This is a genomic window from Marinobacter sp. L-13 (assembly GCF_056857715.1).
The window spans coordinates 15,969-30,423 of the sequence record NZ_JBSXNQ010000034.1 but is presented as its reverse complement, the minus strand read 5'-3'; the positions used below and the strand labels follow the sequence as shown (position 1 = coordinate 30,423).

The following is a 14,455-nucleotide window of genomic DNA, read 5'->3' as shown; positions in this document are numbered from 1 at the left end:
TGTCTTCACCTCACTCCCCCACACGTCCGGCCGGCTCGGTTGGTTCCAGCTCCCGCTGCAATTTCTTTCGCAGGGCGGCCCGACACCTGTGCAATCGCGATTTCACGGTTCCCAACGGGATGTCCAGCACCTCCGCGATGTCTTCCTGGCGCCAGCCGTCCACATCATGAAGCAACAAAAGAGTTCGCTGATCGGGCGTCAGAGTCATCATGACCCGATCCAACGCCGGTCCAAGGCGCGACTGCTCCAGTTGCAGATCCGGGCCAACACTGTCGGATTCAAGGCTGTCCAGCCAATCGGCCTGGCTTTCACTGCCTACCAGCTCCGTCAACGGGCGGTCACTCTGTCGGTTCTTACGCCGCACCTGATCAATAAACTGCCTGTAGAGCACCCGATTCAGCCAGGGCCTTAGCTGGTCAACGCTTTCCAGCTCATCAAGCTTTGGGAATAGCTTGACCACCACATCCTGAACCAGATCCTCAGCATCCTGTTGCTGACCCGCCAGACGGTAAGCAAACCGGTACATCGCATCCAGATGGGGCCGCACCAGGGCGTCAAAACGCCGGGACTTCGAGGGCTTGAAAGGAAAAATTGCCAAAGCCGTTGTTTACCTGCGTGGGTTCATGCCAGCGGCGCAGTCTATCTCAAGTCGCCGGGCCGATGCATTGGCCGCGTTCCCGATCTGACGATTCAACGGTTGCCCGGACATTAGGGAACGTTAACAAAATTTCCGGAACTCTGCCCTCTACCGCAGCGTGAGGGTGGAGTCAGGTAGCGATGTTGCTTCGCTATGAGTCCAGCAAATAAACCTTGGAGGTTTATATGAAACGTTCGATCCGCATTTTCACCATTTCGGCCCTGGCTGCAGGTATTGCCGCCTGTGGCGGCAGCGGTGACGGAAGCAGCACTGCTTCTACCGGCACGGTTAACGTAGGATTAACCGACGCGCCTGTAGATAACGCCCAAGAAGTCAACATAGAAGTCGAGGCATTGGTACTGCAACACACCAATGGTGACCGGAAACGTTTTGATTTCGACATGGCGGAACCAGTAAACCTACTTACATTGACCGGCGGAACCGTGATGTCCCTCTTGGCAGATGAAGAGGTTACTGCCGGCGATTATTCCTGGATGCGCTTGGAACTAGGCGATGGCAACACGATTGTTATCGATGGTGGCGTATTCGATCTGACAACTCCTTCAGCCCGAGGCGTTCAAACCAGCGGATTCATTGTGCCTGCAGGCGGCGAAATTAATCTGACCATCGACTTTGATGTGAGAAAATCGATCGTAAATCCTCAGAACGATCCTGACGTTTACCGATTAAAACCGGTTATTCGGCTGGTCGACAATTCGGAGGTAGGTACCATTGCGGGAACAGTTGCTACAGAAGTCATCAGCAATCTTTGCAGTGATGCGAGCGTCAGCTCACCGGAAACGTATAACGGCAGCGTGTATATTCATGAAGGCTTCGATGTTGAACCAGATGATATCGGTAGTGATCAAGAGCCTCTTGTTGCCGTTCCGGTAAATTACGATGGCGATCAGTTCGCTTTCACTGCAGCATTTATACCCGAGGGCAATTACACGGTCTCATACACCTGCGATAATGATGAGATCGAAACTGCAGAAGGTGAACCCTCCGATGATGAACTCAGCTTCATCACCGGCGACAGCCAGGTTGAGGTAGTTAGCGGCGAGACCTCCACAGTCGATTTCGAAGCCTCAGCTCCGGAATGACCACAAAAAAGAGGGGCATAAGCCCCTCTTTTTTGTTTACAACATATTTATAGCGCTGCGGCCCTTTCCTCCGCCTGATCCGCACCCGCCACATTACCTCGAGCCCGGCGAATATCCGCCAGCAACAGCCAGCCGGCTCTCTGCAGCCGAATATCACTTCCCGCCAGGGACAACCCCTTCAGGGTGAACTGCTCCGCTGAGCCCAACTGATTACCCGCCACATAGGCCTCGGACAATTTGAAATACACCTCCGCAGATCGGGGGGCGATCCGCTGTGCCCGTTCGAGGCGTGCGATAGCGCCAGAGATCTTACCTTGGGCCAACAGCTGATCGGCCTCACGTACCAGGCTGAGCGCCGCCGGTGAGAGCCCATCCCCGGTTTCCCGATAGCTAGGGGAGCTGGACCGGGCCGGTTCCCGGGTTTCCGGAGCCACCTCTGGCTGTTCGCTCTTGCGCCACACGGGGGCTTCGCTTTCTTCGCTATCAGTACTGGTTCTGGGTGGTTCCGGCGCCTTGGCCGGCTCACTGCCGATCGGCACGTAGATTCCGCCTCCTGGCCCGGAAGCACAACCGGCCACGGACAGCAGCGTGGCGATCAGGGCAGTCCTTAACGAAAGTCGGTCAATCATTGAAACAGTCCTTCAAACCAACCCCGGATTCGACGTTCCAGAGTTCCGGAGCATGAAATTGTCTGCGTGGGTTCACTACCAGCAATGTAGGGCAGCAGACGGGCATTGTCGCAGTATTCGTCTGTGAGTGCCTGCTGCTCCGAATTCACCCAGTGATAACTGACCCCGTCGGGTACCACCGGCGAGAAGCCGTGCTGGGGAACCTGCGCCATAAACCTCGACCACACTGGCAGAGCGCCACTGGCCCCGGTCAGTGAAGTTGGCCCGTTATCATCCCGCCCAACCCAGGCCACCGCAAGCAGGTCGCCACTGAACCCGGCAAACCAGGAGTCCCGACCATCATCGGTGGTGCCGGTCTTGCCGGCAAGACTGAGCTCTTCAGGCACCGTGTAATAGGCAGAGCGTCCTGTCCCCTCCTGCATGGTTTCCTGCATGGCGTATTGCACCAGGTGCACGGCGGCGGGATCGGCCACTTGCTCAACTTCAAGACTGTAACGGGATAGCGCCTCACCGCCGGCGTCCGTGACTTCACGGATCGTGCGCAGCGGCGTATTGAAGCCGGATGTCGCCAGCCCCTGGTAGATCTGCGCCACGGTCACCGGGCTCATGGAAACCGAGCCCAGAAGCATCGACGGGTAACGGGAAATCGGGGTATCGACTCCGAACGCTGTCAGCGTCTCCTGCACCCGATCCACTCCGATATCCAGCCCGACACGCACGGCAGGCAGGTTGTAAGAGCGGGACAGGGCCTTGTGCAGGGGTACTTCGCCCCGCTCCTCGCCATCGTAGTTCTTGGGCTGCCAGCGTTTGCCATCGTCGAATTCCAGGGTAAAGCTCTTATCCAGCACCGGTGTGGTCAGGGTATACCTCTCCGGCTCCTGCAACGCCGACAGATAGATAAACGGCTTGATCAACGACCCGATGGGACGGTTGGCATCCAGTGCCCGGTTGAACCCGGCAAATTGCGGATCGCGGCCACCCACAAGTGCCAGCACTTCCCCGGAATCCTTCGCCGTTACCACCAGAGTCGCTTCCAGCGCCTCGGCATTCTGCCCGCCGCCCAGCCTCGGGAGGGTATAGGTTACCGCATACTCTGCCGCGTACTGGATCGCCGGGTTCAGGGTCGTGAAAATCCGCAAACCTTCACTGCGCAGATCCTCTTCCTTGTAATCGCGGGCAAGGTGTCGCCGGACCAGATCGATATAGGCCGGGTACCGATTTTCCGAATACGACGGGCGCTCACTGACGCCCAGCGGCAATCCACGAGCCCTGGACGCGCGCCCCGGCTCAATGAGGCCGGCCTGTTCCATTTCAGAAATCACCAGATTCCGCCGCTCGGTTGCGCGCTCCGGGTGGCGGCGCGGATTGTAGTAACTGGGGCCTTTGACCATGCCCACCAGCAACGCAATCTGATGCACATCCAGATCCTTGAGGGATTCGCCAAAATAGAACTGGCTGGCAAGACCGAAACCATGAATGCTGCGCGTACCGGCTTGTCCGAGGTAGACCTCGTTCAGATAGGTTTCGAGGATATCGTCTTTCTCATAGTGCAACTCCAGGAGCACCGACATCAGGGCTTCGTTGGCCTTTCTCACCAGCGTCTGCTCCCGAGTCAGGAAGAAGTTTTTCACCAATTGCTGGGTCAGCGTGCTGCCACCCTGAACGATGCGCCCGGCCTGGATGTTGGCAAGCATGGCCCGGCCAATAGAAAGTGGCGCGATGCCGAAATGGTCGTAGAAATTACGATCCTCCACCGCCATCAGAGTGGTGGGCAACAGGGCCGGCACTTCATCCAGCTGAACCAGCACCCGGTCCTCCTTGTGCGCCGGGTAGATGCCGCCAATCTGCGCCGGCTCAAGCCGCACAATCGGGGCATTATCGCCTTCAATCACCGAAAAGCCCTGAACCCGATCGCCAGATATCATCAGTGAGATCCTGCGCCTGGGTTCATCGCCGTCCGGGAAGGAAAAGCCCCGGGTACTGATCACAAAGCGATTGCCCGTGCGCTGGTAACTGCCGGATTTCCTGCCGTCACCCTTACGGAAACCGGAGAGGCTCAGTTCCCTCTCCAGGGCACCGGCACTGACGCTGGCGCCATCGAAAAGCTCCAGAGGGCGCGCGTAAACCCGGGACGGAACCTCGAAACGCCGGCCCTCGAAACGGGAGGTCACCACGGCATCGAGGTAAACCATCCAGCCAGCCAGCAAAACGAGACCGATGGCACATAACCGGAACATAAAACGCCAGAACCACGGCCGGCGACCGTTGTTGGAGGAACGTCTGGAGGGCTTTCGCCTGGGGCTGGAAGATGCTTTGGATTTTTTCATGCCGCGATTATAACGAAGGGAGCGGTGAGGAAGGCAGGCCATCCGTGTGTTATTTCTGTAATCTGCCCGTTATGATAGAGCAAGAAAAATCAATGGGTTCAGGGAACGCGAGGAGAGCACGGTGAGTGAGACATCCCCAGGCAATCTGATTCTGGCCATGCAGAATCCAGACCTGTACGACCATCCTGTCGATGGTTTCAAGGTTATCGAAACTCACATCTCACAGGTGATCCTGACCGGTGACTACGCCTACAAGATCAAGAAGCCCATGGATTTCGGCTTCCTGAACTTCTCCACCCTCGATCGCCGAAAGCATTTCTGCGAGGAGGAGCTCAGGCTCAATCGGCGACTGGCCGACAAACTGTATCTGGAGGTGGTACCCATCACCGGCACGCCCGACAACCCCATCCTCGGTGGGGAGGGAGAAGCCTTCGAATACGCCATCAAGATGCGTCAGTTCGGCCAGGAGCATCTCTTCGATCGCCTGCAGGAACAGGGAAAGCTGACGCCCGAACCACTCACGGACCTGGCCGGTCAGGTCGCGGCCTTCCATGAGCAGCTACCGCCTGTGCCGGACGACAAGCCGCTTGGCACTCCGGAAGCCGTATTCGCCGCCATGCAGGAAAATTTCGACCAGATCCGGCCGATGATTGACGATTCGGATCTGCTCATGCAGCTGGACAACCTCCAGGCCTGGACCGAATCCACCTTCGAGCGCCACCGGGAGCTGATTGCCCGTCGTCGCGACAGCGGCATGGTGCGGGAATGCCATGGCGACCTCCATCTCGCCAATATCACCCGCTTCGAGGACGCGGTAACGGTTTTCGACTGCATTGAGTTCAACGAACCGTTCCGATGGATCGACGTGATCAACGATCTCGCGTTCCTGCTGATGGATCTGGAGTCCCGTGGGGAAAGCGCCCTTGCCAACCAGGTGCTCAATACGTACCTGGAATACCGCGACGACTTCGAAGCCCTGCCCTTGTTGCCGCTGTATAAGGCATACCGGGCTATGGTGCGCGCCAAGATCGCCCTGTTTACCATGGGGAACCCGGGGCTCACCGATGCTGAAAAAGCCGACCTGATGCAGCGCTATCGAGCCTACGCCCAGCTGGCCGAGGATTACGGCACTATTCCGAATCACTATCTGCTGGCAACCACCGGGCTGTCCGCCAGCGGCAAGACCTGCGTCAGCGCCGCCATGGCCAATGAACTGGGGCTGATACGCCTGCGCTCCGATGTCGAGCGCAAGCGCCTGCACGGACTGGCCCCTCTCGACAGCTCCCGCTCACCGACCGGTGGCAATCTGTATACCGAGGAAGCGACAGAGAAAACCTATCAGCGGCTGGCGGAGCTTGCCAGTCACGTTCTGGCAGCCGGTTTCCCGGTGATTGTGGACGCCGCCAGCCTGAAACAGAAAGAGCGGGCCCTGCTGGCATCGATAGCCGAAGATCAGGGTGTGCCCTTTGCCCTGATCCATTGCGAGGCGCCGGAAGATCTGCGCCGGGAGTGGATCCGCAATCGCAAGGGCGATGCCTCCGAGGCAACCGAGGAATTGCTGGACGCCCAGCAAACCTGGTTTGAACCGTTAACCGCGGAGGAGAAGAGCCACACCATCCACCTGCACACTGACCAGGAGCATGTGGCAGAGGCGGTGGCCGACCGGATCCGCCAACATCTGGGTATCCCCGGCGGCAAGGCCGACTAAGAACAACAACTGGCTCCCACTGGCGAGCGCGAGGTTCGAGATGGACGATAAAAGCGAACACGAAGTACATCAGATCAGCCACCCGCTCTACGATATTCTTCGTAGCGAGGACATGCAGGCGTTCAATGCTGAAAAGGCAAAGCTTGCAGAGTTACCCAGTTTCGCCCATGGCGATTTCCGGGGTTTGGATCTCAGGGGAATGGATGCCAAGGGGCTGGATTTCCGCCACGCCTACTTCCGGGGCGCCGACCTGCGAGGTGTCGACTTCTCGAAATCCCGAATGGAAGGCTCCAGTATTGCCAGCGCCAAGATTTCCGGCTGCTATTTTCCGCATCGTCTGGACGCCGATGAGATCGTCATGTCCCTGAATCACGGGACCCGCATGCGATACACGATCTTGCCGAAATGAGCAGCGTCCCGCATACCTGGCAGCCCGTCTGTCCGACCTCCGAGCTGACACCGGGCCAATTCGTGGAATTCCGGCTCCGTGAGAAGGCCCGGGAGCCGGCCGGCATGCCGCTGACCGGGTTCGTGTTTCTGGACGGTGGCACGCCCCGCGCCTACCTGAACATCTGCCCGCATCTGGGCGTTGAACTGAACTGGATGCCCGGCCGGTTCATGGATTCCGACAACCTGTTTATCCAGTGTTCCACCCACGGCGCCCTGTTCAAGCCCTCAGACGGCGAATGCATTGCCGGGCCCTGCCAGGGCGATGCGCTCACCCAGCTGGACCTGCGGGAGCGGGACGGCCAGATTGAGGTCAGACTTCCAGAATAACGGGCACCGATTCGGTCAGGGTCAACACACCTGTTGGCGTGCCGTCGCTCTCGCTCAGATCGGCACGATAGGCGATCACTTCCACGCCAGAATCGCAGGCCTCCCGCAGTAACTCACCGTATTTGCGATCAATGTGGTCGGCCGGGCGGACGGTTTGAATGCCGGTGTGATTGACCACGAATAACAGCACCGCGCGATCACCCTGCCGGACCTGGGCCATCAGTTCCCGGAGGTGTTTCTGGCCGCGCTCGGTCACCGCATCGGGGAAAAAACCCTGAGCATCTTCCGCCAGCGTGACATTCTTGACCTCCACCCAGGCATCGGCCGCGGTGTCATGGCCGGAAAGCAGCAGGTCGATCCGGCTCTTCTCCGAACCGTACTTAACCTCGGCGCGGCACTCGGAATAGCCGGCCAGCTCCACCACGGTGCCGGCCTGCACGGCCGCCCGGGCCTGGCTGTTCGGCCGGGCGGTGTTCACGCAGGCCAGTTGCCCGGGCGAGGTTTCCACCAACTCCCAGGTGTACTGGAGTTTGCGCTTGGGGTTATCGCTATGGCTAAGCCAGACTCGCGCGTCCTCCGGCTGACAGCCCAGCATGGAGCCGGTGTTCGGACAATGGGCCGTAATTTCTGAACCATCCGGCAGACGCACGTCTGCCAGAAAGCGTCTGTAGCGGCGGATAAGCCGGCCTTCAACCAGCGGTTCTGGAAACTTCATGTGATCTCCGTACAAAAGTCGATGTCACAAGGCTGGCACCCCCGTGACTAATCTGCTATTTTCCGCAAATTCCCGTTTCAGGACGAATGCTTCATCCAGGGTACAACCGCGCAGCCACGGGGGCTCACGCGGAGGGAAGCAAACCGTTCTTGTGAAGTACAAACAAGAGGCCGGGTTCAATGGCAACTACTGCAGAACAACCACGCGAACGTTTTACCAACTTCACCCCCTATGAAATGAAGAAGGGTGAAGAGTACATGAGTGCGGAAATGCTCCAGCACTTCAAAGATCTGCTGCTGCAATGGAAGCAGGAGCTGATGGAAGAAGTCGACCGCACCATGCACCACATGCAGGAAGACGCCGCAAATTACGCGGATCCCAGCGATCGCGCAACCCAGGAGGAAGAATTCAGCCTGGAGCTGCGTACCCGCGACCGCGAGCGGAAGCTGATCAAGAAGATTGACCAGACCATCGACCGCATCGACAAAGACGACTATGGCTTCTGCGATCAGTGTGGCGTGGAAATCGGTATCCGCCGTCTGGAAGCTCGACCAACAGCCACCCTGTGCATCGACTGCAAGACACTGGCCGAGATTCGCGAACGCCAGACCGGCATCTGAGCCTACTACGCAACAGCTGCCGGTTGGGGCTCTTCCCAGCCCCGCCGGCTGACTGACCGCCATGAACAACCCTCACTACCGGGGCCGGTTTGCGCCCTCTCCGACAGGCCCGCTGCACTTTGGCTCCCTCGTTACCGCACTTGCCAGCTTTCTGGAAGCCCGCAGCCAGGGCGGCCAGTGGTTTATCCGCATTGAAGACCTGGATCCTCTGAGAGAGCCGCCGGAGGCGACCGGCCAGATCATTGCCAGCCTTGACGCCCACGGGCTGTTTCCCGACGAGCCGGTACGCTTTCAATCCAGACGTCACGACGCCTATCAGCACGCCGTTAACCGGCTGCTTGAAAGCGGCTACGCGTATCGTTGCCAGTGCTCGCGCAAGGAATTGCAGGCCAATGAGGGGCGCCACCCGAACCAGTGCCGCACTCGCACAGAAATCGACGGTGACCGGCCATTCGCAATCCGCTTTGCCCTCGAAGACGAAGACTGCCACTGGCAGGACCAGCTGCTGGGACCCCAGCACCAGACGGTGCAAGCAGAGCTTGACGATCCGGTCATCCTCCGCAAGGAGGGGTTCTACGCCTATCAAATGGCGGTGGTGGTCGATGACATTGATCAGGGCATCACGGACGTGGTGCGTGGTTCGGATCTGCTGGACATGACGGCGCAGCAGCAACAGATTTATCGTGCCCTGGGTGCTCTTCCTCCACGCTGGCTTCACATCCCGGTCATACTCAACGCGCAGGGTCAGAAGCTGAGCAAGCAGACCCATGCGCCAGCTCTTGATGATGACAAGCCTGTCGACAACCTGTTCATGGCGCTCGTTGCTCTTGGTCAGAACCCGCCTGCCAACCTTGCCAGCGGTTCGCTGGATTCGCTGCTGGAGTGGGGCCGGAGTAACTGGCGACGGGGCGCCATCCACCTGACATCCCGGTGAGGGACATGGTATAAAGCCCTTCTCACACCTCAGCGCGGATAGCATGCCTGATGTATATCTACCGTCTGGTCTTCCTGTTGGTACTGGCCATCTATATCTTTTCTCCCAACATCCTTGACTGGTGGACTTCGCCGGGAAACGTCTGGTATAGCCCCTACCTTATCTGGGCCGGGCTGATCGCCATCGGTTTCTGGCTTGAATGGCGGCGGGACCCCAATGAGTTTTAGTCCCTCCGGCCTGCTGCTCGCCAGCCTCCTGTATCTGATTCTGCTGTTCGGCATCGCCTGGTTTACCGAAAAAGGCATGGTCCCCCGGCGCTGGGTTCGCCACCCCCTGGTTTATGTGCTCAGTCTGGGTGTCTATGCCGGCATATGGGCGGTCTACGGCGCGGTTGGTATGGCCGCCGAATCCGGCTACGGCTTTCTGGCTTACTATCTCGGCATCAGCGGCGCTTTCCTGCTGGCGCCTGTGCTTCTGAACCCGGTCATGAGGATCGGACGCGCCTATCAGCTCACGTCCCTCGCCGATCTGTTTGCCTACCGCTACCGAAGCCAGTGGGCTGGCACCCTGGTCACCCTCTGCTCCGGCGGGGCCATTCTGGCCTTGCTGAGCATGCAGATACAGGCCGTCGCCACCTCTGCCAGCATTCTTGCGCCGGACACATCGCCTGCGGTAATCAGCGTGATGTTCAGCTTGATCGTGGTGCTTTTCGCCATGCTATTCGGGGCAAGGCGCGACCAGAACTCGGAAAACCATCAGGGGCTGGTGCTGGCCATTGCTTTTGATTCGCTGGTGAAACTTGTGGCATTGCTGGTGCTCGGGGGCGTCATTCTCTTCGGGGTCTTTGACGGCATGAGCGGACTGGAAAGCTGGCTGGACAACCGGACGTCGCCAGCCACAACCATGACCCTGAGCATTGACGACGGCAGTTGGCGGGCACTGATGCTGATGTCCTTTGCTGCTGCTCTGGTACTGCCACACATGTACCACATGACCTTCAGCGAAAACCCCTCGCCCAAGGCCCTGGCAAAAGCCAGCTGGGGCCTGCCACTCTATCTGTTGCTGCTCGGCCTGCCGGTGCCCCTGATTCTCTGGGGAGGCCAGGAGCTGGCGGTGACCACAGGGCCCGGATTCTTTGCCATCGGGGCAGCCCAGGCCATGGAAAGCCCGGCACTGACACTGCTGATGTACATTGCCGGCCTGTCAGCGGCCAGCGGCCTGATGATCGTCAGCACCCTGGCACTGGCGGGCATGGCGTTGAACCACGTGGTGTTGCCCCTGAAAACCCCGAAAGACCAGGGCGATATCTACCGGTGGCTGCAGTGGATCAAGCGCCTGCTCATCGCCGTGATCATTTTCCTGGCGCTGCTGTTTCATGAAGTTGTCGGCAAAAACCTCGACCTGTCCATTCTCGGCGCCATTTCCCTCTCCGGCACTTTGCAACTGCTGCCCGGCGCCCTGGGCGTGATTTACTGGCCCGAGGGCAATCGCCGCGGCCTGATCGCCGGCCTTGTTGTCGGGCTGGCCATCTGGGTGGTGACGCTCGTGCTGCCATTCTCGCACACGGCCAATCTGCTGGCCTGGCTGGATGCGCCACTGATACCGGACTACAGCAACTGGCATATCTTCACGTTCGTAAGCCTGACTGCCAACATTACCGTGTTTGCGCTGATTTCCATCCTCAGCACCAGCACCAGTGAGGAGAACAGCGCAGCCCAAGCCTGCTCACTGGGCGCACTGTCCCGTCCGCAACGCCGTGAATTGCTGGCCACGTCCTCCAGTGACTTTGTGAGACAGTTAGCGGAGCCGCTGGGCTACGGTGTGGCGCGGCGAGAAGTGGAGCGGGCACTGGGCCAGTTGAAACTGCCCAATGTGGAGTATCGGCCGTACCAGCTCAGGCGACTGCGCGACCAGGTGGAAATAAACCTGTCTGGCCTGCTCGGCCCCTCCGTGGCCCGGGACATGGTCAAGCGCCATCTCGGCTTCAAGCCCATGGCCCAGGGCGGCACTGCCCAGGACATCCGCTATGTAGAACGCGCCCTCGGCGACTACCAGAACCGATTGACCGGCCTGGCCGGCGAGCTGGACAACCTGCGCCGGCATTACCGCCAGACCCTTCAGAACCTGCCGATTCCTGCCTGCTCCGTGGGCGAGGACGGTGAAATCCTGATGTGGAACCACGCCATGGAGGCGCTCACCGGCATCACCGCCGATGACGTGGTCGGTGCCAGGCTGATGGCACTGCCCGAGCACTGGCACCTGCTGCTTGATGACTTCAACCGTGGCCCGGACCTGCATCGCTACAAGCATCGCCTGGACCTGCGTGGCAAACCCCACTGGCTGAACCTCCACAAAGCGGCCCTGAGCGGACCGGACCACACCGAAGGTGGCAGCATTATCCTGGTCGAGGACCAGACCGAAACGCGGCTGCTTGAGGACGAACTGATGCACAGCGAACGGCTGGCATCGGTGGGAAGACTCGCCGCCGGTGTCGCCCACGAGATCGGGAACCCGGTCACCGGTATCTCATCCCTGGCCCAGAACCTGAAACTGGAAACCGACAACCCGGACATCCTGGACACCGCTGACCAGATCCAGCAGCAGACCCGGCGCATCTCTACCATTTTGCAGTCGCTGATGAACTTTGCCCGCACCGGCAATCATGCCCAGGCCAACCGGTACGAGCCGGTAGCGATTCATCGCTGTGTGGAAGAATCAATCAACCTGCTGTCGCTCAGCGACAAGGGCCTGGGCATTCACTATGTCAACGACTGCCCGCCCTCTTTGCAGGTGCTGGGAGATGAGCAGCGTCTGGTCCAGGTATTCGTCAACCTGCTGGCGAACGCCCGCGATGCCTCACCGGAAGGCGGTACCATCCGGGTCAGTGGAAAGGGCGATGGCTACTCCGCTATCATCGAGGTGGTTGATGAGGGCTCCGGTATTCCCGGGGATCAACTCGATCATATCTTCGAGCCGTTTTACACCACCAAGGCCCCCAACAAGGGAACCGGTCTTGGCCTGTCGCTGGTGTACAGCATTATTGAAGAGCACTATGGCAACGTTCAGGTGGAAAGCCCGGCTAATGCCGACACCGGCCGCGGAACCTGCGTGAGGCTGAGATTGCCAGCCTACGAACCGGAAACCGGCACTATTGCCATCAGCCAGAACCAAAGGTCTTGAGACTGTTATGCCTCGCATTCTGATCGTGGAAGACGAAGACATTATTCGCTCGGCAGTGCGCAAACTGTTGTTGCATGCCGGCTATGAGGTCGCCGATGCGGCCTCCGTTGAGGAAGCCGAACAGAACCACGAACCCGATCAGTTCGATCTGATCATTTCCGACCTGCGTCTGCCAGGCGCTGCGGGCACCGAACTGATCAATCGCGCACCCAACACGCCGGTGCTGATCATGACCAGCTATGCCAGCCTGAGATCAGCGGTGGACTCCATGAAAATGGGCGCCGTTGAGTACATCGCCAAACCGTTTGATCACGATGAAATGCTGGCCGCGGTCGAAAACATTCTGGCCCGGAAACCCGCCGGCCGGAACTCGGGTGACGACTCGGCACCAGCCCTGGAAACGCCGGAAAGCAGCGATCCTGCCAACATTATGTTCGGCCAGTGTGAGCCAATGCAGCGGGTGTTCACGCTGATCCGTAAAGTCGCACCGACAGAAACCACTGTTCTGATCCAGGGCGAATCAGGAACCGGCAAGGAGTTGGCGGCCCGCGCCCTGCACCTGCTCAGCCCCCGCGCTGCCAAGCCGCTGATTTCGGTCAACTGCGCGGCTATCCCCGAAAGCCTGATTGAATCGGAACTGTTCGGCCATGAAAAGGGCGCTTTCACCGGCGCGGTATCGGCCAGGACCGGCCTGATCGAGGCCGCCGATGGCGGCAGCCTGTTTCTGGACGAAATCGGAGAACTGCCGGCCGAAGCCCAGGCACGCCTGCTACGGGTTCTGCAAGAGAGCGAGATCCGGAAAGTCGGCTCCACCCAGAGCCGTACCGTCAACGTGCGGATGATTGCCGCCACCCACCGAAACCTCAAGGCCATGACTCGTACCGGAGAGTTCCGGGAAGACCTCTACTACCGGTTGAACGTCATGCAGATCCGTATCCCGCCGCTGCGTGAGCGCCAGAGCGATATTCTGGGACTGGCCCGCCGCTTCCTGAAACGCCAGGGCGAGAGAATGGGCAAGCCCGATCTCAATCTAAGCCCCGAGGCGATGCGCGCCCTCGAACGCCATCGCTGGCCGGGAAACGTACGGGAACTGGAGAACGCCATTGAGCGCGCAACCATCCTGTGTGACGGCGACGTGATCACGCCCTCATTGCTGGACCTGGACAGCGAAGGCAGCGACGAATACATCCCCGAGACTCTCGTGGACGGCAACAACGAGCAGACACATACCCGGGAGGTGGACGCGTCCAACGATCTCTCCCTCGAAGATTACTTCCAGCATTTTGTTCTCGAGAACCAGGACCGCATGAGCGAGACAGAATTGGCCCAGAAACTGGGCATCAGCCGAAAATCGCTCTGGGAACGTCGCCAGCGTCTCGGCATACCCCGGAAAAAATCCTCTGGCAACTGAGTCCGGGATAGTATGAACCCGGGCTCAGTTGTTACCCCATGTTCCTGTCGGTAACACTCCTCACGAAAGTAACGTGACCTCAGTAACACTTAGGTTGAATACGGGGTAACACTTATGGCCTACAAATTCGTAAGACTCTGTTAATAAACGAAATTCAAAAATTGGCACATGGACTGCAACCTATTTGGCGCACAACAACAAAAACAAGAGTGACAAAGCAGCGCCAACAACAAGAACAAAAAGCTGCAGGATGCGTTCGGTAACAAAAACAACAACAGAACGTAAGCGAACTGAGTGTTTTGGGTATTTTGCTTTTTAGTGGTCCCACGGCACGTGCGAGTTGTAGATGTAGAGAAGAATCACCTTCCAGGTGACGCTGCAGCTACCCAAGGCCCGCTCGATGTCTCTGACCGC

Annotated in this window: 13 protein-coding genes; 9 read left to right on the top strand and 4 right to left on the bottom strand. The window is 59.1% G+C overall.

Annotation, left to right across the window (positions count from 1 at the left end; translation table 11 throughout):
- Positions 1-10: 10 nt before the first annotated feature.
- A complete protein-coding gene (locus AC13DD_RS02945) occupies positions 11-598 on the bottom strand; it encodes an RNA polymerase sigma factor (protein WP_008173164.1) in 588 nt (195 codons plus the stop codon).
- A gap of 224 nt (positions 599-822) precedes the next feature.
- On the opposite strand from AC13DD_RS02945, the gene AC13DD_RS02940 reads away from it, so the two are divergent.
- Positions 823-1,740 (top strand): DUF4382 domain-containing protein, encoded by a 918-nt coding sequence (locus tag AC13DD_RS02940; RefSeq protein ID WP_092033770.1) that lies wholly within the window; start codon positions 823-825, stop codon positions 1,738-1,740.
- 47 nt (positions 1,741-1,787) lie between these two features.
- On the opposite strand, the gene AC13DD_RS02935 is transcribed toward AC13DD_RS02940, so the two are convergent.
- Entirely contained in the window at positions 1,788-2,369 is a 582-nt protein-coding gene (locus AC13DD_RS02935) for a tetratricopeptide repeat protein (protein ID WP_482930844.1), read from the bottom strand.
- Positions 2,366-4,696 (bottom strand): penicillin-binding protein 1B, encoded by a 2,331-nt coding sequence (gene mrcB / locus AC13DD_RS02930; protein ID WP_482930843.1) that lies wholly within the window; start codon positions 4,694-4,696, stop codon positions 2,366-2,368. Before mrcB ends, AC13DD_RS02935 begins: the two co-directional genes overlap by 4 nt.
- 157 nt (positions 4,697-4,853) lie before the next feature.
- Between mrcB and AC13DD_RS02925 the strand changes: the two genes are divergently transcribed.
- From AC13DD_RS02925 to AC13DD_RS02915, 3 genes are read left to right on the top strand one after another with little or no spacing between them, the layout of a single operon-like run.
- Complete coding sequence (locus AC13DD_RS02925; protein WP_482930846.1) at positions 4,854-6,404, top strand: bifunctional aminoglycoside phosphotransferase/ATP-binding protein; 1,551 nt, start codon at positions 4,854-4,856, stop codon at positions 6,402-6,404.
- A gap of 40 nt (positions 6,405-6,444) precedes the next feature.
- Positions 6,445-6,813, top strand: coding sequence for a pentapeptide repeat-containing protein (locus AC13DD_RS02920; protein WP_014575923.1), 369 nt, complete (start codon positions 6,445-6,447; stop codon positions 6,811-6,813).
- Positions 6,810-7,181, top strand: a complete 372-nt coding sequence (locus AC13DD_RS02915; RefSeq protein ID WP_338355805.1) for a Rieske (2Fe-2S) protein — start codon at positions 6,810-6,812, stop codon at positions 7,179-7,181. Before AC13DD_RS02920 ends, AC13DD_RS02915 begins: the two co-directional genes overlap by 4 nt.
- Here AC13DD_RS02915 and sfsA read toward each other — a convergent pair.
- On the bottom strand, positions 7,165-7,896 hold the full coding sequence (sfsA, locus tag AC13DD_RS02910) for a DNA/RNA nuclease SfsA (protein ID WP_482930842.1): 732 nt from the start codon (positions 7,894-7,896) through the stop codon (positions 7,165-7,167). The two genes, AC13DD_RS02915 and sfsA, sit on opposite strands and share 17 nt — an antisense overlap.
- A gap of 179 nt (positions 7,897-8,075) precedes the next feature.
- Between sfsA and dksA the strand changes: the two genes are divergently transcribed.
- The 5 genes from dksA (at position 8,076) to AC13DD_RS02885 (ending at position 14,041) form a co-directional block, all read left to right on the top strand.
- Positions 8,076-8,516, top strand: a complete 441-nt coding sequence (gene dksA / locus AC13DD_RS02905; protein ID WP_008173182.1) for an RNA polymerase-binding protein DksA — start codon at positions 8,076-8,078, stop codon at positions 8,514-8,516.
- A 61-nt stretch (positions 8,517-8,577) separates the two neighbouring features.
- Entirely contained in the window at positions 8,578-9,450 is an 873-nt protein-coding gene (gluQRS, locus tag AC13DD_RS02900; RefSeq protein ID WP_008173183.1) for a tRNA glutamyl-Q(34) synthetase GluQRS, read from the top strand.
- A gap of 50 nt (positions 9,451-9,500) precedes the next feature.
- Positions 9,501-9,677 carry a hypothetical protein gene (locus AC13DD_RS02895; RefSeq protein ID WP_008173184.1) on the top strand — a complete coding sequence of 59 codons (177 nt, stop codon included), beginning with the start codon at positions 9,501-9,503 and terminating at the stop codon, positions 9,675-9,677.
- Positions 9,667-12,630 (top strand): ATP-binding protein, encoded by a 2,964-nt coding sequence (locus AC13DD_RS02890; protein WP_014575918.1) that lies wholly within the window; start codon positions 9,667-9,669, stop codon positions 12,628-12,630. Before AC13DD_RS02895 ends, AC13DD_RS02890 begins: the two co-directional genes overlap by 11 nt.
- Positions 12,631-12,637: 7 nt before the next feature.
- The gene (locus AC13DD_RS02885) at positions 12,638-14,041 is read left to right on the top strand and encodes a sigma-54-dependent transcriptional regulator (RefSeq protein ID WP_008169641.1); all 1,404 of its coding nucleotides are present in this window, start codon (positions 12,638-12,640) and stop codon (positions 14,039-14,041) included.
- Positions 14,042-14,455: the final 414 nt, after the last annotated feature.